This is a genomic window from Ekhidna sp. (assembly GCF_040223195.1).
In the GTDB taxonomy this organism is placed as follows: domain Bacteria; phylum Bacteroidota; class Bacteroidia; order Cytophagales; family Cyclobacteriaceae; genus Ekhidna.
The window spans coordinates 125,737-150,832 of sequence record NZ_JAVKDX010000003.1 but is presented as its reverse complement, the minus strand read 5'-3'; the positions used below and the strand labels follow the sequence as shown (position 1 = coordinate 150,832).

Here is a 25,096-nt window from a genome sequence, read left to right as displayed (position 1 = left end):
ATAGGGAAGTGTGTATCCGTATTTATACGGAAGTTATATCAAATTTAAATGTGCTGCTTTTTTGATCAATTCGGCTGTATTTTGGACTTTCAGCTTCTTCATCATATTCACGCGGTGTGTTTCTACCGTTCGGGCACTCACGAAAAGTTGTTCAGCTATTTCCTTGGTAGTCAGCCCCTCCGAAACGAGCGTAAGCACCTCCATTTCCCGGTCTGAAAGTTTTTTGTGCGACTCTCCCTCTATTGCCATGTTGCCAATCATCAGCTGTGAGATTTCACTGTTGAAATACTTTTTGCCATTGGCCACATTCTTGATCGCAGTGATCAGTTCATTTTCATCCGCATTTTTAATGAGGTAACCATAAGCTCCATTTCTCACCGCCTTCACCACATATTGTCCCTCAGCATGCATGGTCAGCACAATGAATCTTACTTCAGGATATTTTTCGCGAGCAGTCTCTATTACCTCCAGCCCATTCATTCCCGGCATGGTAATGTCCACTAAAACGATATTGACGGCTTCCTTTTCCAGCAGCTCAAATAACTCCTCTGCAGAGGGAGCCTCTCCAATTATCTCAAGGTCTTCATTTTTAGAAAGAAGTGAGATGATCCCTTCCCTAAATAGCTGGTGGTCGTCTACTACTATAATTTTTATCTTGCTCATTTTGTTGGAATTTCTACTTCGATGGTGGTACCTCTTCTGGAGCTGTGAATGTCAATGGTACCATTGACGATTTTCACCCGCTCCCTCATGTTTTTGATGCCGTTTCCTGATGTGGCCTGATCCATTTTAAATCCTACTCCATTGTCAGAAATGAAAAAACCGACATGGTCATCAAACTCACTCATAGACACTTTCAGCTCGGTGGCTTTCGAGTGTTTAATGGCGTTGTTGATTGACTCCTGTGCTATCCGATACAGGCTGATATGAATATTGTCTTCAATGTCTGACTCCACAGACATGTCATTTTTATACATGATTTTGATGGGGAAGTTTTCGTTGATCTGTTTAAGCAAGTTCCCAATTGCCTCACCCGCACCAAAATCTACGAGTACGTTTGGCATCAGGTTGTTGCTCATCCTGCGCACCTCACCAATGGTTTCATCGAGCCGAAGCAGGAGTTCCTTTTTGGTTTTTTCATTCAAATCTGCGGCTTGAATATTCATACGGAGGGTGGTGAGTAGTGGCCCCAGCCCGTCATGCATTTCCCTGGAAAGTCTGGATCTTTCTTTCTCCTCACCGTTGAGGATGGATCGTTGATTCTCTTTCAGCAGCCTCTCTTCATTTTCCTTAAACTCCCTAAGCTTTTCCTTCATTTGGATGAGGGCTGTCCCCATTTTATCGTCTTCACTCAGGGGCTTGTATTGGGCGTTGAAATTGCCGGATCCGATTTCGCCTGCAAACACTACGGTTTCCTGCAAAGCACTCACCAGTCTTTCAAGAGCCGAAAACATTCGGCCTATTTCATCCTTTCGATTTTCGCTGGCAGGCACGTCATCCAAAATCCCTTTTGACATATCCATCAAATGCTTCTCCATATTTACAATTGGCCTCACGATCATTCGGGATAGGAAATAGGATGCTGCAAACAGGAAAATAATGACGAGTATAAGTATATAAATGAGGTTTGAGCGGAGTTTTTTGAGTGGGAAGAGCGCTTCCTGATGATTGATTTCACTGAGAATGACCCATGTGATCCCATTTAATTCTATTTTTTCATAGGAGCTAAAAACCTCCATACCCCGGTAGTCAGGGAAAAGGTCTTCGCCAGGCTCATCGTTTAGTGCTCTTTCTACTCCTTTTGTTTTTACCTGAACTGTGCGGGGATTTTGGGTATAAAACCTGGACTTTGTGCGTAGATTGAAATCATTCCCTACGATATATGATTCCCCGGTTTGTCCCAGTCCGGTCCTTTCCAAAAGGATATCCTGGACCTCCGGCACTTCAGCGAGTGCAATGAGGTACTGATCACCAAATCGAGTGACTAGAGCAATGGTGATTTCCTGATTGATGTCTGTTGGAGTTACATCTGCCATTGTGATCTCTGGAAGCAGGTCAGCTTCGGTTATTCCCAATACAAGCCCATTTATTTTGGATGGAATGGTGTCATACAGTTGAATGTGGCTGAATACTTCGCCGGGTTCCGCCATGACATCATCCAGGTTTTTTGCAGCATCCTGAAAGGCATAAAGCCTGTCCGTGAGTTCAGCTTTTATCTGCACAATTTTCAATTGCTTTACTGACGAAAGTTGGAGAAGTACCCGCTCTTTCAAAGCGGTATCAAATTGTACATAAAATAGCATGGAAAGCAGCGCAATAACGGTCAGGGATAGCGCTATCATGATTAGCGCCAGCTTGTTTCCGATATTGATTCGCTTTAGCATAGAGTAAAATTATCTACTTCCATAGATAGTGAAATCAGGAAAAATACGGATGAAAGATTGGAAAAAGCCGGAAGCTTACTCCCTGAAAAACTCTCGTCCTTTATAGATGAATGAATTGAGGGTGACGAATTGGAAGATCTTGTTTCCTTCTATTTCTAATGCAAGCTTCTGATCTGCACCGATAGAAAAGTACGTGGAGGAGAAACCTTCTGAAGTTATTTCCATGAGGTAGAATTGATTTTTGGTCTGATCAAACCCAAAATAGGTAATCGGGTCACCCTCGCCCATTTCAATTTTAAGCACATTGGGCAGCACCATTTGGCTTTGCCACTTGGCACCATCAGCAGACTGAAACTGCCCTTTGAGTACTGAAAATATGGTTTCAAAGTCACTATCATCACCAGCCTGATAGATGCGGGTACTTGCTAGGATGGCTTCTTCAAACTTTTCCTTTACAATCTGAGCGTAGTTGTCCAGCGAATCATTTAGCACTTCAGGAAATGACAGGAAGAGGAATGATGTGCTGCTGCCCCTTCTTTTATTGATGGTCTTGTGGATAAGGTCTTGAAAGCCATAGGTACGGAGCTCCAGCATTTTGCCTTTAACCAGCCGCCCTTTGGTTTCCTCGATTGCAGAAATCTTCAGGCTGTTGGGGTTTATATCCTGAATGCGAAACGTACGAATTGTATAGTCTTTTTCCTTGATGTTGGCCGTATTTGGTCGGCTGGCAGCAATGTGTTTGATGGTTACTTCCTTTTTGTCATTCACATAGAAAGTATTGTTCCACCACTTTTCACCCACCTCATCATAGTAGAGGTAGTTCAGTTTGCTATCGAGCCATTCTACAGCAGACTTAAAAATGAGTTTATCCTCCTCTGGAGATTGAGCAGAGACACAAAGCGGAAATGCGATGATCAGCACCAGGCCGAGCTTCCATTTTTGTTTTATACGCAAATTCCACCTCCATTTTTTGAAGATATTATCCATAGCTTGATTGGTTCCAGGAGCAGGATACTAAAATAAATGGAATTATCTTGCATATGTTAACCACTGCCTGTCCGATGAGTGCTTTTACAGAGGAGGATTTTCAGCTAAAGCTTGACTTGTTTGAGTCGGCGGTTCCGCATGCGTGGGTCTCATGGGATGAGTTTGGAACTGTTCAGGTAGAAAAGAGTGCCTGTCCGGATATTTTGCCAGTAGGCGAATACAAACTACAAAATCTTGTAAAAGGCAACAACCTGACCCAGCTACAGGAATATCACACTGGCATATCGGAAGAAACCGCCCGCTTCGAATTTTCAATTCAGAATAATGGTATTGCCTGTGATGTGAAGTGTGCTTCCCTGAAGAAACATGAGAAGATCATGAGTTTATGGTCTGTGCAACCCGAAAAAGACAGTTCAATTTTTTACCTCCAAAATGCTGCTCACGATTTTCGTTCGCCGCTGGCTTCCATCCTTGGTGTCGTTAATCTGATGCACCATTCCATAAAGAATGATTCGGAACTGGATCGCGAAGAATTCACCATCTTGCTTGACATGATCAAAGTGAATACGGACAAGACCCTCAGGCTTGCGGATGAGATTATGGAGCTGGCAGAGATTGAATCGGATGATTACCAGCTAAAGATCACACCAGTGGTGATGAAAGACTTTGTGGAGAACTACCTGGCGACCCACCGGCTGCTCACATTGAAAAAGCGGATAAAGGTTCACTTTGAAGCAAATACAACAGCCACTGTGCTGATCAATGAATCCAAACTCACACGGGCACTAGATAATATCCTAAGTAATGCAGTGAAGTTTAGCAGCATTGGATCGGAGATCAGATTCAGGCTTGAGGAGCATAAGGAAAATATCAGACTTACTATCGCTGATCAGGGCATTGGCATGAGTGAAGAAATTTTGAAAAACGTATTTGTGAAGTTTGGCAGCTCTAAAAGGAACGGGCTTGACGGGGAGCCCAGTCATGGGCTTGGGATGTCTATTGTGCAGCAGATCATGAAGCTGCATCGGGGACAGGTGGAGATCACGAGCAAAGAAGGAAGTGGAACTCAGGTAAGTTTGATTTTAAACAAAAAGCAATGAAATGAGCATGATTAAGAAATCACCAAACAGGGAGGAATATCATTCATGCGAATTCCATGTGTGCAACTGGAAACAAACAATATACACATGAAAAAAGTAATTATTGCTGATGATTCATTTTTCCAGCGAAAAACCCTGCAGGATATCCTCAGGGATCTTGGGCATGAGTCGGAGGCGGTTTCATCCGGAGAGGAGCTGCTGGATACGTTGAATGAGACGCACGATTGTATTTTCCTGGACTTACTGATGGGAGGGATGTCTGGCATAGAAGTGCTGAAGGAGCTGAGGGCGCGCGAATCCAAAACTCCGGTGGTGGTAATCACTGCGGACATTCAAAAAGCCAGAAGGGAGGAATGCATGGAGCTGGGCGCCACGGCCTTCATGAATAAGGTGGTGAATAAGGATGAACTTGTTTCAATACTGAATAATATTTTTAACTAAGCGATTGGCATATGTTGAATTCAAAACAAATAGATACAATTACCGAGATCATCAACATTGGAGTTGGGAAGGGGTCTGCGTCGCTTAGTCAGATGATCGACGGAGAGATTTTGCTCAATGTCCCCTACGTGAATGTGATCACCTTTAGCGATGTGCTTTCGGAAATCAAAAAGCTGGGCGGTGGCGATAAGGTGCACTCGGTGGAAATGAAATTTTCCGGTGAATATGAAGGGAGTGCCAATGTGATTTTGCCTGGCGAGAGTGCCAAACTGCTTGCATCCTTACTGGTGCATGAAGATCCGGACTCGGCCACCATCAAGGAAATGAAGGATGGGCTGATGATTGAGGTGGGCAATATCATCCTCAATGCGATTATGGGTTCATTTGGCAACATTCTGGATGCCCCTCTGGATTATCACATGCCAAAAAGCTATCAGGGTGACGTGGATGGAATCTATGGGCAGCTCGATAAGGAGCGATACAATCAGGTATTGGTTTGCCACACCAATTTTTCCATACGGGGAAAAAACATCAGCGGCGATATTCTGATCATGTATGAGATGAGCTCATTTGACAAGCTCTCGGACGTGCTAAACAAAATGATCGAAGACTAGTCCCGAACGATCTCAAAAGAATGAGTCTGTTCTGCACGGAGTGATCCTGCCACAGAGCAATACTTTGAGGTAGCCAGATCTACGATTCGTTCTGCTTCTTCTTCTGTCAAATCCGGGGAAAAAATGGTGTATTTAAGGTGTATGCTGGTGAAAGCCCTGGGATGCTCATCTCTGCGCTCACCACTGATCTCTGCTTTCAGGTCTCTAAATGTCTTTCTCCTTTTCTTCACCATGGAAACGATCTCTACTGCCGCACATGCCCCCACTGCAGACAGGAGCATTTCTGTTGGTGACTGACTTTTTTTCTCATCGGCGGGGCGCATATCCACTTCTACCTTGTTTCCATTTTCGTTGGTGGTGGTAAATTCTTCGTCTCCTTTGTATGCCAGATTGATTTTCATAGGATTTAAAATTAGTCAAGTGAAAACACTTTTTGTCAAGAGTTGAGTTCACGCATACTTTACTTTCGATTATTATATTCTTTGATCAGCACATTGAGTCGCTTGAAGTCAATCTCTCCGTTGGCCTCCTTTAGATGGTGCATGATTGCCAGACCTTTGGCCAATTGGCTATCCACATTTTTTACTTTCCCTACGATATGGATCAGCGTTCGTTGTTTGCCCATAGTCAGGGATTTGAAATAGTTGGCTCCTTCCTCATCCTGATCCAGCAAGACCAGAAACGATTCCGGTACCTGAATGCCATATTCCGAGGTGTCTTTCTCCAGCAAAACATCTACCTCTTCTCCTTCACTAAGGCCGTGCTTTTTTAGGAAGTCCTTTTTCACATAAATACTATAAACTTCTCCTTTTGGCATGAGTGCACTGTGAATCGGGTCCGCACCATTTATGAAGCATTTCACCCGTCGGTTGTCACCTTCAATGAATTGATCGCCGATGTTTTTGGGAATTGCCACATAGTAGCTCCAGAGCTCAGCTTCAAATTTTAGAATGGGGGCTTTGAATTTCATTTTTTCATCATCGGTAAAGTTACCCGTGCTGTGGTGCCTTTTCCCCACTCAGACGAGTACTTGAGTGATCCCCCGTGCTCGTTGATGATCGAGTAGGTGATGGATAGTCCCAGGCCTGTGCCTTTGCCGGGATCTTTTGTACTAAAGAATGGCTCAGTGATTTTATTGAGGTGTTCCGGCTTGATACCATGTCCGGAATCCGTAAAGTCAATGACGATGTTTTCGTCTTCCAGTTCCACTTTAATCTTGATGATTCCCTCCTTTTCGATCGCCTGAATGGAATTTGTGATGATGTTGAGAAAGGCCTGGTGGAGTTTGCCATTGTTTCCAAGCACGATGGCATCCTTTTCAGGAAATTCTTTCTCAAGTTCTATTCCATTTTTCAGCCGATACCGGATCATAGTTAGACAGTTTTCAATGAGGTGGTAGATGTCACAAGGCTCCAGCTTCTTGTCTGAGGCGTGGCTAAATTCATTGAGACTAGACACAATGGTGGACGCCCTGGAAATCCCCTCTTTGATTGCGCCAATGAGCAGTCCGTATTCTTCGCTCTTAATTTTTTTGCTCCTTTTTAGATTTTGCTCCAAACCTTCCACACCGCCTTGAATGAAATTTAGCGGATTGTTTATTTCGTGCGCCACTCCTGCAGCCAGGATTCCAAGAGAAGCCATTTTATCGGATTGGATCATTTGCTCCTGGGCGCTGCGTAGCTTGTCCAGCGCTACTTTCAATTCGTGCTTTTGTTCCTCTATTTCCCTGGTTCTTTGCTTTACTGTCTCTTCCAGCCTCAGGTTTCTGGAGCGCAAGGCACGCATCCTAATCCAATAGATGAGCAAGGCGATAAAAATGATGGCAACTACCATAAGCACCCGTGCCCAGCCTTTTTGCCACCAGGATGCTGCAATGATTACATCCTGAGAAATGGTGGTGCTATTAGAGGTGCCTTCTATCCATGTTTGTACCTCAAACGAATAATTTCCAGGGGCCAGATTGGTGTAAACAGCATTTCGCTCCGTGGATGCTTCCACCCATTCTTTGTCAAACGGATTTAGCCGATACCTGAATTTTAAAAGGTCTGTCTGAGTGTAGCTGATGCCAGTGAAGTCGATGGATAGCCGGTTTGTGCCGGGTGGGATGATTATCTCTGAGCTAATGGAAACTTCTTTGTTATCAGCATATACGTTCTCTATCAGCACATTGGGGCGAAAGGATGGGGTCTTTATATCATCAGGATCCAGCAGCACGATCCCTCCAATAGTGGGGATCCAAAAACGTCCCTTACTGTCAGTAAATGAAAGCACAGCCCCAAGACAGTGGCTGTCTTTCATACCATAGCTTTCACCATATTGCTTTACCTGAATGTCATGCTCTGGGTCTTTCGCAGCAGCCTCCAGGTCTTTTATCTTCACACTCAAGATGGCATTTTCGGAGGCCATCCATAGATTCCCCTTATCGTCAGCCAGTACATCATAAATGATGTTTGATGGCATGCCATTTTCCGTATCAAAGTTGATGATGCCCTGGTCGTTGTAGCCCGAGAGCCCGTCATTCGATGCGATCCAAATGAAGTTTTCTGTGAAGCAGGTGGCAAACATAAAATTGGAGGGAAGCCCGTCTTCCACAGTGATCGTCTTGATTACCTTTTTATCTCTGATGATATTGAGGCCGCTGATCGTCCCAACGATTAGATCACCATTGGGCTGTTGTTCTATAGACATAATGTAGTTGGAACTGAGTCCATCATCTATGGTGAGGGATTCCCACTCGTTGGGGTTTTTGAATATTAAAAGCCCGGCATTCTTAGTGCCTACCCATATCTCCCCGTTCCGATCTTCAAAGGCCAGCCTTACAAAATTATCGGGGAAGCCGTTCGAGACCTGGTAATGTTTGCCTTTGTTTCCATCGAGCAGCACCAGCCCTCCATAGGTACTAATCCAGATCCGACCCTGGCTGTCTGTGAAGATATTTTTCAGTCGTTCGGTGGGGATAGGCACAGGCGGTTTGAGTGTCGAAATTGAGCCATTTTTTATCAGGTTGAGTGTGCCATTTTCGTTCCCCACCAGGTAGGTATTTTCTGAAATCTCCGTAGCGCTTGCGATGATATTGGTGGCCAGTCCGTCATTTTTTGTGTAGCTGGTGATGCTGCCATCCCCGAGGTAAAAAATACCGTTGCGGTAAGTGCCTACCCACAGGTTGCCTTGTGAGTCAAAGATGATATCTTCAATGATGTTGCTGGGCATACCATTAGCCTCCGTGAGGGAGTCCAATTGATTAGGATTTTTTTGGAACCTGAAAAGGCCATTCATGGTGCCCAACCATAGCGTTTTCTCTTTGTCTACAATGATTGCATTGATAGTGGTGTTCCCCAAAAAACTGTGTTTGATTAAATCGCCCCCCTCCCAAATATATAATCCGCTACCCGTGCCCAGGTAGAGTATCCCATTACCAGCCAGGATGGTATTGACTCCATTGATACCTGAGCCAAGATCATAGTTCTGTAAAATGCCATCAGTAGTATATTTTAAGAGTCTGGAATCGTCCGTCCCAAAGTATACATTTCCCTCCCAATCTTCCTCAATGGACAAAACCGTGCTCTTATCCACATTGAATTCCTTTGTAAACTCCCTGAGCATATTGTCTTTAAATTGAAACAGGCTATTGGATTTTGTACTAAACCACAATTCCCCTTCACGGGTCAGTAGCATTTCTTCAATGCTGAGATTGGCTACCGGCTCTAGCGTTCGTGGAAGAGTGAATTTCCCATTCTTATAAATCGCAACGCCATGCAGGGTGCCGAGCCACAATTCCCCATTGTGGCCTTTTTCGATTCGCAGCACATTGGAGGAGGGGATATCACTGTTTTGACTGGTAAATACCGTGAAGTTTTTCCCATCGAATCGATGCAATCCGGTATAAGAGCCGATCCAGATATAGCCATCCTCTGTCTGGGCAATTTCATTGACGGATTCGGAGGTGAGGCCATCTTCCGTATTCCAGCCTCTAAGCACATATTGGCTCAGTTTTCTTTTGCTTATTGCCTGCTGGCCAAAATTTGGAGTGATCAACGAAAAAAGTATAAAGACGAGTAGGATACCCCTAACTTTTATATAAAGGCAGCTCACGAAGGAAATTAGGTGGTAGCGGCATCTATCCATTTAATGAACTAATGGCCTATTAAATTAAAGAACCACAGGCGTAATACATAGCAAGAAATAAAAATTAAGGTGAGCTCAGGGGATTATAAGACGAAACTATAAATCATAATGAAGTGACTGGTACTACCACCAATGACAAAGAAATGAAAAATGGCATGATTGAAAGGGATGGTGCGAATGCTGTAAAGAATGGCACCTGTGGTATAAAACACCCCACCTGCCAGTAGCCACAAAAGCCCTTCTGTGCTCATGTGGGATAGCAGAGGTTTGATTGCGAAAATCGCAATCCAGCCCATGGCGATGTACATGATCGTGGAAAGGCGGTCAAATCTTCCGGTGAAAAACAACTTTAACACAACCCCACAGAGAGCAACAGTCCAGATTACAATCAGTAAGGAAATGCCCGCACTTTCGCGTAGGGTGATCAGGCAAATTGGTGTGTATGTGCCTGCAATGAGTATATAGATGGCTGCATGATCAAATATTCTCAGACGGGCCCTCAGTGCGCGTTCTTTGGCCGCATGATAGAGGGTGGAGGCTGTGTATAAAATGATGAGACTTGCGCCAAAAGTCAGTGATGAGGCTATTTCCAACAGAGAGGATGATTTTGCAAGCAAAAAGATTAACCCGATACCACTAAGGATCACCCCAGCTCCGTGGGTCAGTATGTTCAGTCGTTCTTCAGGTGCGGAATAGTGCGCTTCACTCATGCAAGTAAGATGGGTATTTTGTCCGCTAAAATAAAAAAGCGCCTCGAAAGGCGCCTTCTTAATGTTTAACGGTAAGTTGTGCGGTGACACAGAGCGATCTCAACCAATCATCAACGCAAGTATCAAAACCAAAAGAAAAAACTTCCCCACCAATTCGAGGTGAGTGCGTTGGATTGATAGACTTTTTATGAGTTGACTCATAGTTTTTTTGCTAGTTAACAATACAAAGGAACAGTGCCCGCCGCTAGGATTCAATACCCAGAATAGGGTATTTTTCACCTCTTTCGATGAATCATGAGACCACCCCCACAAGGGGGTGATTATTGGATATGAGTTTATTTTTCAGTAACTTATGTATAATCAAATACCGAAATTATGGGGATCATTCAGAAAATCGAATCGATCAATCCACCCATTTTGGTAGATTTTCTTCGCATCGCTTTGGGTGGGTTAGTCACTTACAAAGGAATTGTTTTTGCGAGCAATTTTGACAGTTTCACAGCTAATATCCAGTCGGTAGGCTGGATTTTTGTAGCAGCCCATCTGGCGCATGCTATTATTTTCATCCATATGGCAGGCGGGATTATTTTGATGTGTGGTGCACTCACAAGGTGGATGTGCCTGCTCAATATTCCGATACTGGCCGGGGCGGTTATTTTCAATTACAAACAAATGCTGGCCGGAGACAACTACATGGAACTACCTATGGCAGCTGTCACACTTGGGCTATTGATTCTGATCGCAATCACTGGCAGTGGAAAATTTTCCCTGGATTATATCCGCGATCAACGATTGAAAATGAAATCAACCTAGCGCAGCAAAAAAGAGCTGTCGCCGTAGCTTAGAAAACGATAATTATTTTCCAGGGCAGACTTGTACACTTTTTTCCAGTTGTCACCGATGAAAGACGCAACCAGGAGGATGAGTGTGGAGCCTGGAAGGTGATAGTTGGTGACCAGTCCGTCACAAATTTGAAATGAATAGCCGGGGTAGATGAAAATCTCAGTCTGCCCGCCGATGCGCTCAAGTTCAAGTTCATCGAGGTGGCTGAGCACCGCCTCCAATGCTTGATTTCGCTCGATTGGAATAAAGGAGTAAGGATCCTGCTTGTGAATGAAGAATTCCTTTTTGCCCTGAAGCAGCTTTACCCCAAACCAGTAGAGGCTCTCCATGGTGCGCATTGAGGTGGTACCCACGGCGATGATTTTGCTGGCGGCCATGAGGTTTTCTATGTTTTGTCGGGATATCCAGATTTGCTCACTGTGCATTGGATGATCAGCGATTTTTTCACTTTTGATGGGCTGAAAAGTACCAGCGGAAACATGCAGCGTGAGATAGTCGGTCTTTATTCCTTTGGCCTGAATGCCGTCAATAATTTCATTAGTGAAATGGAGGCCGGCGGTTGGGGCTGCTACGGCTCCTTTCATTTTTGAATACACCGTCTGATACCGATCCTGATCGTCCGCCTCTACTTCCCTATTTATATATGGTGGTAGGGGTATTTTCCCGATCTCAGTGAGCAAGTCAGAAAAAGTCAGATCACTGTTCCATTTAAAAGTCACCTCATCATCCCCCCTGCGTATAGCTTGCAGTGAAAGTGAAGCCAGGTGCAGGGCTGTTTCGTTTTTCCACTTTTTGGCATTGCCAATCATGCATTTCCAGGTGCATTCCTGCCGACTGTTCATCACCTCTTCGTGCACGTTGGATGGCTTGAGGGGCTCAAGTAAGAATATCTCGATTCGGGCACCACTTTCTTTGTGCAGAATTATTCTTGCAGGGATCACCTTCGTATCATTAAAAACGAGGAGTGAATTTTCAGGAATTAGGCCGTCAATGTCTTTAAATTCGTGATGCGATATCTCACCCTGCTGATAGAAAAGGAGTTTAGATCCAGATCTTTCCTTAGGGGGATGTTTGGCAATCCTGTCATCTGGCAGATCGTATAAAAAATCTTCTAATTTTAGATTCATAATGCGACTCGAAGTTAAACCGTACCTCCTTGATTTTAAATTTTCTGCCCGCACAAGCAGGGGAGCTATGAATGATCGTAAGGTTTGGTTTCTGAAAGTATTTGATGATGCTGGAGTCTGTGGTATTGGGGAAGTGGCGCCCATTCACCGGCTGAGTCCTGAGGAAGTAGATGAAATCCCTCTTTTTTTGGAGCATTTAACTTCCAGATTGGCTGGAATACGAAAGCCTCAAAGCGAAGAGGAGGTCTTTGAAGCAGTAAGTGAATTGGTGCCCATGGAAATCCCCAGTGTTCGATTTGGGCTGGAGATGGCACTACTGGACCTGATGCGAGGTGGGGAGAAAAGGATTTTTGCGGAAGACTTTAAAACAATTAATATACCTATCAATGGGTTGGTGTGGATGGGGGATGAGGCGTTCATGAAAAAGCAGATCAGGGAAAAGCTGGATGCAGGATTCAGATGTATAAAGCTAAAAGTAGGAGCTCTTGATTTTGATACGGAGCTGGAAATCATCAAGTCTCTGAGAAAGGTTTCGGATGATCTGATCATACGCCTCGATGCAAACGGAGCTTTTGAGACCAATGAGGTCTTGTTTAAACTGAATGAGCTGAGCAAACTCAACATTCACTCCATCGAGCAGCCAATCATGCCGATGCAGCCGGAGGCCATGGAGCTCATTTGTAATCGTAGCGAAATACCTATTGCACTTGATGAAGAGCTGATTGGAATCAATTCTTCCAGGGATCGGGTAGATCTTCTTCAGGAGTTAAAACCTCAATATTTGGTTTTGAAGCCCACGCTTCATGGAGGCTTTGCTTCCGTACAGGAATGGATCGATCTGGCTCAGATGCATGGTATAGAATGGTGGATCACATCCTATCTGGAATCGAATCTGGGGTTGAATGCCATAGCGCAGTTTGCCAGCCGATATCCCGGGAACGAAGAATACCATGGCTTGGGTACCGGAGGATTGTATCACAACAATATCACTTCACCCATTGTCATTGATCGGGGATTTTTTACCTATGCGGAATCACTCGTATGGGGTGATGTAGAGGGATAAAAAAAGTCCCTTTTAGGGGCTTCTTCTTTTAATGTCTGTGATAAACTTTTGCTACGATTTTCCAGCCACTTTCAAACTTCAGTAGGCTTAGATAGTCAGTGAAGACATGCTTGCCCTGATTGGTAAGCTCTACTTTCACCTGGGCTGCACCCCCTGTCACATCTACGCTAGCAAAATTGTGTTTCCAGATGTTTTTTTCATCTGCCGGGTCATACCCGTTGGCTTTGCGCTTTTTCACACCTGCTACCCAGTCAGCGATGGGGTATTTGCTGATTTCTTCACCTTTGGCTGAATAGATTGCAAAATCTTTGTGGAACCCATTTTCCATTGCTTCGGCATCCAGCTCGTTAAAGGCGCCATTGATGTAAGACTCCAAAACAACCATTTTTACCGCCTCTTCTTCGAGGGTAGTATCAGAACCTTTAGGGATGAATGAAAATAGGGAAACAGCAATTAGTCCAAAAATCGCAAGAAGCTTGATAGAATTTTTCATGTTTGAGTTAGTTTGATTCCCAACTCAAACGGCAAATTTAGGAGTGGGTTTGTTAATTACTGCAAAAGGTCAAACTCTCCAAGTGCCTCCTCTTCGTCATACAATCCCTTGTTCTTCTCGTTCAGCTGATCATACTCAGCCTTGTGTTCGTCGAGAAAATCCTCATAGTCGGCTTTTGACATCCACTTGTCTACGAGGATGTAAGATTTGCCATCTGCACTTTTCATAAGCTCGTGACCCAGATAATCTTCACAAGTCTCAAAAAACTTGAACCAGCTCCCATTTCGGCCATATTCTTCTTCAAATTTTGACTGATTTGATGAGACTTTATATTTCCATGCGAGGCAGTACATTGACATAGTTTCTTCTTTAGAGGTTTAGCTAAAGATATAGAAATATGTAGATATGGAAGGAAATGGTCGAAAAATTGCGAAGGCGACTTGTCTATTATCAGGCAGATTCCTTAATTAGTTTTAGCTTGAAAGCACAAGTATGGAAAAGAATGTTACAGAAAATATCGAAGATATTGAGCGTCAGCTCCAAAAGGCGAAAGCTGAGGTGGAGCGGGCGAGCCTGCTGCGCGATACATTGATCCGGATTGTGAGCCACGACATCAGAGGGCCGATGAGTAACCTGAAAAGTGTGATTTCGCTGGTAAGGGAAGAACAGGTGGGGCTGGAGCAGGCAAAAGAGTTTATGGGCACGATTGACAAAGGTGTGGACCATACGATCCAGATGTTGGAAGAGCTCATGGAGTGGGGCCGTGCAGCTTCAGCCAATAAGATTGATCAGGAGGAAATAGCGCTGGATGAAATCATAAACCCAACCATAGATCGGCTGCAAAGCCATATAGACAGGAAGGAACTAAGCTTAAGCGTGATGGGCGATCTGGATACAAAATGCGTGTTTGATAGGAATGCCCTGAAAGTGGTGATGAGAAACCTAATTTCCAATGCGGTGAAATTTACCCCAAAAGGTGGGAGTGTTCAGGTAAAGGTTGAAGATCAGGGGGAGGATATCTCCATTAGCATAATCGATACCGGGATTGGAATCTCAGATGAAATGAAAGCCAACCTTTTTGAGATGAAGAAGGACAACAAGCGCCCCGGCACGGACAATGAAAAAAGCTCCGGTGTTGGCCTGTTTATTACCAAGGACTTAATCTCCCAAAATGGAGGTGCCATAGCTGTAAAGGATAACCCTCAAGGTCAAGGCACTATTTTTATTTTTACCCTCCGGAAGGCCTGACCCTCGCTGAGACAACTCAATTCTTCAATTGCCGGAAAGATTGAAATAGTGTTCTTATTTTCATTAAATTATGAATAGAATTATCGGGAAATGCAGGCCCGGTTAAGTATTTTACTTATCAAAAATTAGATATCCATTCCTCACTAATTCTTGTATTTTTGTAAATAATAAGTTGTCTATGGAAACACTCACAGCAGAAGAAAGAGCAGAGCGAAGAGCCGCCAGAAGGGCTGCCAGACAAGCCACTAAAGTTGATAAAGAATACACCATTCTTTATGTGGATGATGAGATGCCCAACCTGAGAGGCTTCAAATCCACTTTCCGAAGACTCTACAATGTTCACACTGCTTTGGGGCCGCAGGAGGCGCTGGAGATCATCAAAAAGGAGAAAATCGATCTCATCGTTACTGACCACCGAATGCCCCACATGTCCGGGGTTGAGTTATTAAAAGACGTCTTTTCTTTTGCGCCGGAAATCAAACGAATGATCCTGAGCGGGTTTATTAAAAGAGCTGATTTGTATGAAACAATTGGTGATTTTGGCATTCATGATTTTGTAACCAAACCATGGGATTTTGAGGACTTAAATGCCATCTTTCAGCGCATTCTTACCAGCGACGCTGACGTGAAGGATTTTAGCAAGCTAGGCTAAGCATCCACTTCTTCCGCTTGAAAGGAAATTCTGATTTCATTATTTGAAATCTCCAATTTACCATGTAGTTCACTCGCCAGGAGATTGACCAAAGAGGTCTCCTCAATTACAAGCTTTTCTTTATTCATCGATTTCACTACGAGTGAGGATTTTTTTCCACTGATCTTCAGTGCAACAGTGAGTTCCAAACCCTGAGAATTATTGATACTGCTTAATATTTTTTGAGTGATGATGCCAAGCAGGAGTGCTGTTTCATGAAAAATGAATTTGTCGCTCACATCGATTTCTACCCTGCTGAACCCTGCGGACTGAGTAAAGGCAGCAATGAGCTTTTCAAGGTATAGTTTGATAGCGACCTTTTTATAATCTTCGGTATGATAGAGCGGGTCATGTGCGCGGGCAATGGTATGAATACTGTCGGTGATTTCCTGCAATTGATTTTTGGCGCCAGACTGACCATACGTCTCCAACTCTATCAGGCTATTGATCAGGAGCAGGTTGTTTTTCACCCTGTGATGCACCATTCTCAGCAGTTCGGATTTTTCCTCCAGATTTTGAGCGATATCGGCTTTATATCGCTTCTGAACATTGAGCTCATCGGTAGCTCTTTTCAGGTTGTTCTTGGTAATGTTGGAAAAGCTGTAAGTGGTAAAAATATGGAGTACAATAACTGTCAATACCACCACCAGGTCTGCCCATTTTGCACGGGGCGTATTGTTTGGTGGGAAGATTCCGAATGCTTCCCCAAATACGAGCACTGCAATACACAAAATCACAATGATTGTGGTAATGGCTACTCCTCGCACGTTCATAACGAGGCTTGAGAAAAGTACCAAGACGGGAAACAGAATAATCCCAATCTCGTGAATTCGGTACCCGATAATGCAAATACCAGTTGTAGAGGCAATCAGAATCGTGATAATTATGATCATGGAGAGATTGATGTAGCCACGATTTAGTGCCATAAGCGAAATGCCGCAGAAGAGTGGGACTGTCAAGGTCACGAGGGCAATATCTGTGAGGCCAAGTGTGAAGTCCATTGCTGCCAGTACAATTGAAATACCGGGAATGATGTACAGAAAGGTTCTAATCAGGTTAGAAATCTCCTTCCTCGACTCCAGATCTAAATTATCGTCATATGGCAGCCAGTTGGATAAATTCATTTTACCGAATTGAATGTTAGCGATAATTCATTCTCAGATTGTGTAAGTGAACCCTTCAGTTGCCTGGTCAGCAGGTCGATCATGATGCTTTCGGGCATCTTATCTCCTTTTAGGCCCATGAGCCTCAATTTGATGGTAGGCTTGTTTATTTCCAATTTCACCAGAATGGCCGAATCATCCTGCGCATCAACGCAGTTGATTAGCTCAAGCATGCAAATGCCATAGTTGATGGCCAGGTCCTGCCGGAGATAGCATGGCACTTCCCCAACGTCAATTTGCAGCAAGGAAGATTTTAGAGTCTCCCGGTATTTGATCAGTAGATTTTTAGAAAGTCTAGTAATGTCCAGCATCAAAGGGTCTCCGGCCTCAAGAAGGATTTCATGAGATTCCTCAATGACCAAAATCTTTCTTTTCAGGCTTTCGTAGAGGGGGACTAGCTCCGCTTCTTTCGATTCTTTGTGCCTGATCAGTTGAATGATGTGACTAAGGCTGTTGATTGCCGCTTTGTGTATCTCCGAAATAATCTCCGTTTTTTCTTCGATTTCTTTACCCAACACCAGTGCCTCTTTTTTACTAATTGCCACCTCTCGTTGTGCCTTAAATGCAGAGACCCTCATATTCCTGGTTAAACTGAAAGCAACAAAACCTCCAATCACAATCAATAGACTGGAAACTATAAAATCCCCCAAACTGCCAGGTGTGGTGGGAGCCGGAGTGTAGAGGCCAAACATTTCCCCCACTACCAACCAGGTTAGACCCGCAATGCTAAGTACAGAGGCAATTGCCAGCTTTTGCTGGTCTAGTATGATACTTGAAAATGCAATAATGATCGGGTAGCCGATAAGGCCAATATCATGGATGCCATTACCAAGTGAGCATACAATTGTGAGGAGCATAGAGAAGAAAACAGCTATACACATGATGGATCGCTCCATGTTTCCAAGAAGGAATTGATGGCGGATATAAAGCGAGGTGAGTATGGCTATACCAATGACCACCATCATATCATAATCGGCCTGGATAAACTGACGAATAAGGACAATCAGTAAAAAAAGTGGAAGCAGATAGAAACCGATATTGAGCACTCCGGCTATGCTCTCGGTCTCAATTTTCAGATAGGTTTTAGGTGTGAACTTTGTTGATCTCAAAATCAGGCGTTGGTTGAATAAAGCTAGCTAAAAAAACGAAAGGAGAAGTTCGCATACTTTTCTACCGCTCATCCAATTCACATAACTTTCCGCCCCTTTACTCGTAACTAACCCGAACGAAAACCAATCTATGAAAACCCGCGCCCTGTTTGGCTATGCACTGATAGCCTTTTTTCTTAGTTCTAACGCCCAACAATTCAACGTCTATAAGCCCGGTGACATTCGTCTGAGACTGGAAAAACTCAATGTGCTGGGGTCTGTGCTTTATGTGGCGGCTCATCCTGACGATGAAAACACCCGGTTGATTGCCTATTATGCAAATGAGGAATTGATGAGAACTGCCTATCTCTCAGCCACAAGGGGCGATGGAGGCCAGAACCTGATCGGCCCGCAGATACGTGAAGAACTTGGACTGATCCGCACCCAGGAGCTTTTAGCGGCACGCAAGATAGATGGTGGTCAGCAATTTTTTTCTCGTGCCAATGATTTTGGGTACTCAAAAGATCCCGATGAGACCTTTAACATCTGGAATCGAGATCAGGTATTGGCAGATTTCGTTTGGGCATTCAGGAAATTTCGGCCAGATATTATCATCACCAGATTTACCGATGATGGGCGCACGCACGGGCACCATACCGCCAGTGCCATTCTGGCGAGGGAAGCCTTCAAGCTGAGCGGTGATAAGAATGCCTACCCGGAGCAGCTTGATTTGGTAGATACCTGGCAACCGAAAAAGATTTTTTGGAATACCGGATGGTGGTGGTTTAGGGATTCCGGCATGGATACCACCGATTTGAAGACATTTAATGTAGGTGGATACAATGTGCTGCTAGGCGAGTCCTACACTGAGATTGCCGCCAGAAGTCGCAGCATGCACAAGAGCCAGGGTTTTGGCTCTTCAGGCTCCAGAGGAGACCAGATTGAATACCTGAAACAGTGGGAGGGAAAGGAAGGTGAGACCCCTTTCGAAGGAATAGATACCTCATGGGATCGTATGAAGGGAAGCAAAGAAGTAGCTTTTTTCATCAATAAGGCCATTGAGCAGTATGATGAACGAAATCCTTCATCCATCATAGAACCACTGATGGGTGCCCGCAAGGCGCTGGATAAAATAGATAGTGATTTTTGGAGGGAAGTGAAGCGACAGGAAATAGACGAGCTGATCATGGCAGTGTCAGGTCTTTATCTTTCCTTGTCATCTACCGAGGCAAACTACGCAGTTGGTGATTCTATTTCCATAAATCTGGAGGCTGTGAACAGAAGTTCGATGGATATGAAGGTGGAGCGAATCAAGTTTTCTGGGTGGCCAAATCCGATCTCATTTGGGGCTCCTATCCTCAACAATAAGCCATTTACTTCGGAAATGAATTTTAAGCTTCCTTCAGGAATGAATTTTAGTCACCCATATTGGCTGGTAGACGAGGGTGAGTTGGGGATGTATGCGGTGAATGACCAAAGACTAATTGGCAAGCCTGAAAATGATCCGGCCATAACCGGAGATGTTACGGTCAGTCTGGGCGAAGAGGAAATCACCTATAAAGTGCCGGTGTTGTACCGTCGCACTGATCCGGTGGATGGAGAGGTGGTGGAGCCACTGACCATCGGGCCTCCTGTGATGGTGAACATTGCCGGTGGGGTTTTGGTCTTCGGGGACAATTCACCCAAATCAGTAGATGTGAGGGTGATAGCCGGCAAAGCAAACTGTAGCGGTGAAGTCTCCCTCGTCGCACCGGATGGATGGAAGGTGACTCCCGCGACGTATGATTTTGATCTTTCGCAAAAGCGTGAAGAACAGATTTTTACTTTCGAAATAATACCTCCGGCCAATGCTTCCGAAGGGCATATCATTGGAAATGCCAAAGTGGAGGGCAAAACCTATTCGAAGGGACTTTCTGTGATTGATTATGACCACATCCCCAAACAAACACTTTACCCGGATTCAAAGGTGAAAGTGGTGCGATTGGATTTGAAGAAAAAGGGCAACCTGATTGGGTATATCGAGGGGGCTGGAGATGCTATACCGGACAACCTGGCACAGATTGGATATCAGGTAGTCACCCTGCAAAAGGATGATGTGATTCTCGAAAATCTGTCACAGTATGACGCCATCATTCTCGGCATCCGGGCGTTCAATACGGTGGAGTGGCTCTCTTATAAAAACAAGGAACTCTTTGATTATGTGAAGCAGGGGGGCAACCTCATCATTCAGTACAACACCAGTCATCAGTTGGTCACTCAGGAGATTGCTCCTTATGACCTGAAACTATCTCGGGATAGGATTGCAGTAGAGCAGGCGCCTGTTGAGATTATTGGGTTTGATCATCCGGTGATGAATACTCCGAATAGGATTACCGATAGAGATTTTGAAAGCTGGGTGCAGGAGCGTGGATTGTATTTTCCGGATAAGTGGTCTGAGGAGTTTACTCCGATCCTAAAAAGCAACGATCCGGGGGAAAGTCCCAAAACAGGAGGACTACTGGTGGCGAGGTACGGAGAGGGATACTATGTCTACTCCGGGTATAGCTGGTTCAGGGAATTGCCTGCTGGAGTGCCCGGGGCATACCGGATTTTTGTAAACATGATTTCCCTGGGCAAATGACAGAACTGATCTCAGAAAAGAATATCGATAAGCCACCATTATTCAAAAAATGGAGGTATCTGTACCTGTTTGTGGCTGCCTGGCTGGCTGTGCTTATTCTTTTATTTCACCTTTTTAGCAGTACGTATTAATGAACAATCTTGACCTGATTGTGCTCTTTGGCACCCTACTTTTTATTGTGGCGTATGGCGTGTACAAAACCAGGGGGCAAAAGGATATAGAAGGATACCTACTTGGTGGGCATTCCATGAAATGGGGGACTATTGGCCTCTCAGTGATGGCTACTCAAGCCAGTGCCATCACCTTCATATCTACTCCTGGACAGGCCTACGAAAGTGGGATGGGATTTGTGCAAAACTATTTTGGGCTACCACTTGCACTGATAGTGGTTTCAGCGGTGTTTATCCCCATTTTCTACCGGCTAAAGGTTTATACAGCGTATGAATTTTTGGAGAAGAGATTTGATCTAAAAACCCGATATCTCGGAGCTTCTCTATTCCTGATTCAGCGGGGATTGGCAGCCGGAATTACCATTTATGCCCCTGCCATTATCATTTCATCCATCCTTCACTGGGATCTGACGGTGACGATTTTGGGCACAGGAATTTTGGTGATTATCTACACCGTTTCAGGTGGAACCAAGGCTGTTTCGATCACACAAAAGCAACAGATGGCGGTAATCATGGGGGGCATGTTTGCAGCCTTTTTTGTAATTCTTGGGTACATTGGAGATCACACTTCATTTGGTGGGGCCATGGAGATTGCGGGGAATCTGGGAAAGCTGGAAGCAGTGAATTTCAGCACTGATGCGGGTGAGCGATATACCATCTGGTCGGGACTGGCCGGTGGATTTTTTCTGGCACTTTCCTACTTTGGGACGGATCAATCGCAGGTACAACGATATCTTGGCGGTACAAGTGCTGCTGAGAGCCGCATGGGCCTGATGTTCAATGCCATCCTGAAAATCCCCATGCAGTTTTTCATACTTTTTGTTGGAGTGTTGGTATATGTGTTTTTCATCTTTTACAACCCGCCGATTCACTTCAAAGAAGCATCGGTAGAGATCGTTCAAAACTCAGCGTATGCAGAAGAGTTTGAGCTCATCAATCATGAGTATTCCCATGCGCTTGATGAACGAAGGGCAGCCGCTGAGAACCTGGCCAACTCCACTTCGGAGGATCAAAAAGATTTGTATGCCAATCTGCTGAAAGAAGCGGACGCAAAATCAGTGGATTTGAGGAGGCAGGCAAAGGAAGTGATCCTGAAAGCGGATGAATCCCTGGAAACCAAAGATTCCGATTACGTTTTTCTTACCTTCATTATCACCTATCTGCCTCACGGATTGATTGGATTGTTGATAGCCGTGATTTTCTCAGCTGCCATGTCTTCCACCTCTTCAGAGCTCAATGCGTTGGCATCCACCACTTCGGTTGATTTTTACAAGCGGGCAATTAAGAAGGATGGATCGCCGCATCATTACCTGAACACCTCCAAGCTTTTGACATTTGCCTGGGGTGTGCTGGCCATACTTTTTGCGATTCTTGCGAAGAACTCGGAGAACCTCATTGAGGCAGTAAATATTGTCGGGTCAATATTTTATGGAACAGTACTGGGAATTTTCTTAGTCGCCTTCTTCTTCAAAAAGGTGCAAGGCAATCCCGTTTTCATAGCAGCTATTATAGCTCAGACCAGCGTGATCATTATTCATTTCATGACAGAAGCCGGGATGTTCTCACTTAGCTACCTGTGGTACAATGTGATTGGGTGTGGAGGTACGATGATACTAAGTTTAATCTTCCAGATTTTTGTAGGCACAAAAAAAGCGTGAGCTAAGCCCACGCTATAGTTCTTGCAGTCATCTAATCACAATCATAGACATAATCAAATTGATGAATTGTTCCGGAATCTTCAACTCTCGTCTTTACAAGACGATTATCATAATATTCCAGCGAAATCTCTTCATTATCACTTCTTAGTTCTCCATCAATGTAAACTTTAACCTCAATTTCATTGTATGGACCCCATACATCTGTATTTTCAAACTCTACTGGTAATCCTATGTATGGAAAAAAATTCGTGTCATATTTTGAGAAATAGCGGTACTCTTCTGAAGGAGGCCCATCGTTTTCCCAAACGCCCCAACTTTCAACAATATTTCCATATTTATCTGACAAATAGTCCAAAACGAAGATTTCTCCATTGATGCCAGCACTTATGGATCGATTGAGAAGCCCATTATCATAATAGCTATAGCCATATGCTATCACGTTACCATTATCATAAAAAATCCTTTTAATAGGTAAACCATCCTCATAGAAGTATTCATCCAGAATGACTGAATCTTCGGAATATACTTTCACATGATTAGTTCCCTCGTGCACGTACAACTTATAATTGTTCAGGGTTCCACCTACATAGTGCTCAACCTTAGACAGAACTCCATTTTGGTAATAATATCGGTGATTGGTATCATCGGTTTCATACGAGGCGGTGAACCTTTCTTCAATTAACCTACATGGAGGAATTTCTAATTCCACCTTCTTAAAATCATATTTATGGGCTGGTGGTAGTTTAGAAATTAATTCCTCGATTCTTTCCTGAATTTCGATTTCAACATTGGATTCTTCAACAGAATCATCGGTGTTGCAGGCATTGAATAGCATTAAGCTGGCAAACATTAAAAAAGGCAAGATATGTTTAAGCATTCTCTTCATAAGTTGAAAGTTAGCTGAAGGATACTAATAAATCGTTAAGTGAGGGTTAAAAAATCATATGGCACAAAAAAAGCGTGAGCTAAGCCCACGCTTTGAAAACTTACTGGTTTAAGATTATTTCAAAGAATCAATCAAATCCTGATTTCTTTTTACGTAACCAAAATCTCCGCTAGGAAAATTCTTGGCTTTTTCCATCGAATCCTGTGCTGCAGCAATAGCCTCTTTCTTCTTGCCCATTTTGGCAAGGATCTGAGCCTTCACGTGCACATTCCAGAACTGACCTGAGTTTTCACCTACAGATAGATATTTGTTCATCCACTCTAGGGCTTGCTCCAGATTCTCACCCGCAGTGAGGTAATAGTTTGCTGCAGCAACATAGTTCTGAGGGTTTACCTGGGTCTTAGCAGCAATGTCCTTCATCACAGCTTCATGGAAGCTCACTTCAATGGGAAGACTCCACATCACATCATCCCATGAGAATACGATGTTGGCAGACGTGTTATCAGCGCTAATGTCAGCGATCTGGAAAGTCATTCTCTCAACAGCACTGGCAGTCTTTGATGGAGTTACAGTTGCTTTTGCTACTACTTTACTTTCATCATAAGCACTCTCATTTCCACCAATAGGCTCGGAAATCAGCATTACTTCCCACTGAGATGCACCTGGCTTACTCACCATTTGGTACTCACCGGCTTTCACATCTTGCCCGGCCACTTTCACATCTGTGCTGAAGTTCACCATCGTGCCACCATTGGCACCTGTTCTCCAGATTTCTCCAAATTGCTCCAGGTATTCATCGCCGGATCCGAAGATTTTTCTTCCTTTTTTCCCGGGTCTGAAATACTCAATGCTCACGTCAGTAAGGCCTACGGTAGAGCTTACTAAGCCAGCAGGGCTAGGTTGAGGAGTATTGATTTGGGCATTTGCACCAAATGCAACAAGGATGATGAGTGCGATTAGATTTGTGATTCTTTTCATAGTTAAAGGTTTATTTATGGTTTTCGAAATTAATACATCCCTTTACGAAAAACTCCCAAGATCGTTTTATGAAAGGGGAGATGTCGTTCAAGTAGCAAAGGAACTTTTGGGAAAGGTGCTTGTGACTAATTTAGGCGGGGTTTTAACCGCCGGAAAAATTGTGGAGACAGAGGCGTATTGTGGAAGGGGGGACAAAGCCTGCCATGCCAATGAGAAACGAACCCGAAGAACCGAAGTAATGTATCAGCGGGGAGGAAGTGCCTACGTGTATTTGTGCTATGGCATCCATCATCTGTTCAATGTAGTGACGAATAAAGAGGGGTTAGCTGATGCGGTTTTGATCAGGGCGCTGGAGCCAATGGAAGGACTGGAAGAAATGAAGGAAAGAAGGAAGTTTACCAAAGCTAAATTGGCTTCCGGGCCCGGCACCCTTTCTCAGGCTATGGGAATAAATGTGGGGATGAGTGGACAGGATTTGCTTTCGGAAGAAATATGGATTGGAAAGTCAGAAAGGAATGAAGAATTTGAAATTTTGTCCGATACGCGAATTGGTGTGGAATATGCAGAAGAAGATGCACTAAAACCGTGGAGGTTTGTAATAGCTGGAAATACGTTCGTTAGTAAAGTGGTGAAATAAAAAAGTCCGGCTAACCACACCGGACTTCAAATAATTCACTAGCTGTTTAGCTTTGTCACCAACTAACCAA

25 protein-coding genes are annotated in these 25,096 nt (G+C 44.2%); 11 read left to right on the top strand and 14 right to left on the bottom strand.

The genetic code is table 11. The annotated features are described in order from the left end of the window. Positions 1–33 precede the first annotated feature (33 nt). The 3 genes from RLN88_RS00770 to RLN88_RS00760 form a co-directional block, all read right to left on the bottom strand. The gene (locus tag RLN88_RS00770) at positions 34–663 is read right to left on the bottom strand and encodes a response regulator (RefSeq protein WP_350219467.1); all 630 of its coding nucleotides are present in this window, start codon (positions 661–663) and stop codon (positions 34–36) included. After that, the gene (locus RLN88_RS00765) at positions 660–2,384 is read right to left on the bottom strand and encodes a sensor histidine kinase (protein WP_350219466.1); all 1,725 of its coding nucleotides are present in this window, start codon (positions 2,382–2,384) and stop codon (positions 660–662) included. Before RLN88_RS00765 ends, RLN88_RS00770 begins: the two co-directional genes overlap by 4 nt. Before the next feature lie 75 nt (positions 2,385–2,459). Then, positions 2,460–3,371, bottom strand: coding sequence for a hypothetical protein (locus tag RLN88_RS00760; RefSeq protein WP_350219465.1), 912 nt, complete (start codon positions 3,369–3,371; stop codon positions 2,460–2,462). Between the two features lie 74 nt (positions 3,372–3,445). Here RLN88_RS00760 and RLN88_RS00755 point away from each other — a divergent pair, with 74 nt between their 5' ends. From RLN88_RS00755 to RLN88_RS00745, 3 genes are all read left to right on the top strand, one after another. Continuing rightward, the gene (locus RLN88_RS00755; protein ID WP_350219464.1) at positions 3,446–4,471 is read left to right on the top strand and encodes a sensor histidine kinase; all 1,026 of its coding nucleotides are present in this window, start codon (positions 3,446–3,448) and stop codon (positions 4,469–4,471) included. An 87-nt stretch (positions 4,472–4,558) separates the two neighbouring features. After that, the gene (locus RLN88_RS00750) at positions 4,559–4,912 is read left to right on the top strand and encodes a response regulator (RefSeq protein ID WP_350219463.1); all 354 of its coding nucleotides are present in this window, start codon (positions 4,559–4,561) and stop codon (positions 4,910–4,912) included. 11 nt (positions 4,913–4,923) lie between these two features. Then, positions 4,924–5,526, top strand: a complete 603-nt coding sequence (locus tag RLN88_RS00745) for a hypothetical protein (protein ID WP_350219462.1) — start codon at positions 4,924–4,926, stop codon at positions 5,524–5,526. Here the strand turns inward: RLN88_RS00745 and RLN88_RS00740 are convergent. From RLN88_RS00740 to trhA, 4 genes are all read right to left on the bottom strand, one after another. Beyond that, complete coding sequence (locus RLN88_RS00740; RefSeq protein ID WP_350219461.1) at positions 5,523–5,927, bottom strand: OsmC family protein; 405 nt, start codon at positions 5,925–5,927, stop codon at positions 5,523–5,525. The genes RLN88_RS00745 and RLN88_RS00740 overlap by 4 nt on opposite strands. Before the next feature lie 59 nt (positions 5,928–5,986). Continuing rightward, positions 5,987–6,496 carry a YdeI/OmpD-associated family protein gene (locus tag RLN88_RS00735; protein ID WP_350219460.1) on the bottom strand — a complete coding sequence of 170 codons (510 nt, stop codon included), beginning with the start codon at positions 6,494–6,496 and terminating at the stop codon, positions 5,987–5,989. Further along, positions 6,493–9,561 carry a two-component regulator propeller domain-containing protein gene (locus RLN88_RS00730; protein ID WP_350219459.1) on the bottom strand — a complete coding sequence of 1,023 codons (3,069 nt, stop codon included), beginning with the start codon at positions 9,559–9,561 and terminating at the stop codon, positions 6,493–6,495. The genes RLN88_RS00735 and RLN88_RS00730 overlap by 4 nt, the downstream gene beginning before the upstream one ends. 173 nt (positions 9,562–9,734) lie before the next feature. Next, positions 9,735–10,361, bottom strand: a complete 627-nt coding sequence (gene trhA, locus RLN88_RS00725) for a PAQR family membrane homeostasis protein TrhA (protein WP_350219458.1) — start codon at positions 10,359–10,361, stop codon at positions 9,735–9,737. A 375-nt stretch (positions 10,362–10,736) separates the two neighbouring features. On the opposite strand from trhA, the gene RLN88_RS00720 reads away from it, so the two are divergent. Further along, entirely contained in the window at positions 10,737–11,174 is a 438-nt protein-coding gene (locus tag RLN88_RS00720; protein WP_350219457.1) for a DoxX family protein, read from the top strand. Here the strand turns inward: RLN88_RS00720 and RLN88_RS00715 are convergent. Continuing rightward, positions 11,171–12,331, bottom strand: coding sequence for an S-adenosylmethionine:tRNA ribosyltransferase-isomerase (locus RLN88_RS00715; RefSeq protein WP_350219456.1), 1,161 nt, complete (start codon positions 12,329–12,331; stop codon positions 11,171–11,173). The two genes, RLN88_RS00720 and RLN88_RS00715, sit on opposite strands and share 4 nt — an antisense overlap. A gap of 1 nt (position 12,332) precedes the next feature. Here RLN88_RS00715 and menC point away from each other — a divergent pair, with 1 nt between their 5' ends. Then, positions 12,333–13,394: an o-succinylbenzoate synthase gene (gene menC, locus RLN88_RS00710; RefSeq protein ID WP_350219455.1), complete on the top strand. Its 1,062-nt coding sequence runs from the start codon at positions 12,333–12,335 to the stop codon at positions 13,392–13,394. A gap of 28 nt (positions 13,395–13,422) precedes the next feature. On the opposite strand, the gene RLN88_RS00705 is transcribed toward menC, so the two are convergent. After that, positions 13,423–13,887, bottom strand: coding sequence for a nuclear transport factor 2 family protein (locus RLN88_RS00705; RefSeq protein ID WP_350219454.1), 465 nt, complete (start codon positions 13,885–13,887; stop codon positions 13,423–13,425). 56 nt (positions 13,888–13,943) lie between these two features. Next, positions 13,944–14,246 (bottom strand): hypothetical protein, encoded by a 303-nt coding sequence (locus RLN88_RS00700; RefSeq protein WP_350219453.1) that lies wholly within the window; start codon positions 14,244–14,246, stop codon positions 13,944–13,946. 133 nt (positions 14,247–14,379) lie between these two features. Between RLN88_RS00700 and RLN88_RS00695 the strand changes: the two genes are divergently transcribed. Then, complete coding sequence (locus RLN88_RS00695) at positions 14,380–15,135, top strand: sensor histidine kinase (protein ID WP_350219452.1); 756 nt, start codon at positions 14,380–14,382, stop codon at positions 15,133–15,135. Between the two features lie 178 nt (positions 15,136–15,313). Next, positions 15,314–15,787: a response regulator gene (locus tag RLN88_RS00690; RefSeq protein ID WP_350219451.1), complete on the top strand. Its 474-nt coding sequence runs from the start codon at positions 15,314–15,316 to the stop codon at positions 15,785–15,787. Here RLN88_RS00690 and RLN88_RS00685 read toward each other — a convergent pair. Continuing rightward, complete coding sequence (locus RLN88_RS00685) at positions 15,784–16,950, bottom strand: histidine kinase dimerization/phosphoacceptor domain -containing protein (RefSeq protein ID WP_350219450.1); 1,167 nt, start codon at positions 16,948–16,950, stop codon at positions 15,784–15,786. The genes RLN88_RS00690 and RLN88_RS00685 overlap by 4 nt on opposite strands. Next, entirely contained in the window at positions 16,947–18,098 is a 1,152-nt protein-coding gene (locus tag RLN88_RS00680; RefSeq protein WP_350219449.1) for a sensor histidine kinase family protein, read from the bottom strand. Before RLN88_RS00680 ends, RLN88_RS00685 begins: the two co-directional genes overlap by 4 nt. A 130-nt stretch (positions 18,099–18,228) precedes the next feature. On the opposite strand from RLN88_RS00680, the gene RLN88_RS00675 reads away from it, so the two are divergent. The 3 genes from RLN88_RS00675 to RLN88_RS00665 are packed head-to-tail and all read left to right on the top strand — an operon-like array spanning position 18,229 to position 22,525. Further along, positions 18,229–20,697 (top strand): PIG-L family deacetylase, encoded by a 2,469-nt coding sequence (locus RLN88_RS00675; protein WP_350219448.1) that lies wholly within the window; start codon positions 18,229–18,231, stop codon positions 20,695–20,697. Next, entirely contained in the window at positions 20,694–20,828 is a 135-nt protein-coding gene (locus tag RLN88_RS00670; RefSeq protein WP_350219447.1) for a hypothetical protein, read from the top strand. Before RLN88_RS00675 ends, RLN88_RS00670 begins: the two co-directional genes overlap by 4 nt. Then, on the top strand, positions 20,828–22,525 hold the full coding sequence (locus tag RLN88_RS00665) for a sodium:solute symporter family protein (RefSeq protein ID WP_350219446.1): 1,698 nt from the start codon (positions 20,828–20,830) through the stop codon (positions 22,523–22,525). The genes RLN88_RS00670 and RLN88_RS00665 overlap by 1 nt, the downstream gene beginning before the upstream one ends. 31 nt (positions 22,526–22,556) lie before the next feature. Here RLN88_RS00665 and RLN88_RS00660 read toward each other — a convergent pair whose 3' ends face one another. Further along, a complete protein-coding gene (locus RLN88_RS00660; RefSeq protein ID WP_350219445.1) occupies positions 22,557–23,402 on the bottom strand; it encodes a hypothetical protein in 846 nt (281 codons plus the stop codon). 123 nt (positions 23,403–23,525) lie between these two features. After that, positions 23,526–24,389, bottom strand: a complete 864-nt coding sequence (locus RLN88_RS00655) for a DUF2911 domain-containing protein (RefSeq protein ID WP_350219444.1) — start codon at positions 24,387–24,389, stop codon at positions 23,526–23,528. 16 nt (positions 24,390–24,405) lie between these two features. Here RLN88_RS00655 and RLN88_RS00650 point away from each other — a divergent pair, with 16 nt between their 5' ends. Continuing rightward, positions 24,406–25,026, top strand: a complete 621-nt coding sequence (locus RLN88_RS00650) for a DNA-3-methyladenine glycosylase (protein ID WP_350219443.1) — start codon at positions 24,406–24,408, stop codon at positions 25,024–25,026. Positions 25,027–25,096: the final 70 nt, after the last annotated feature.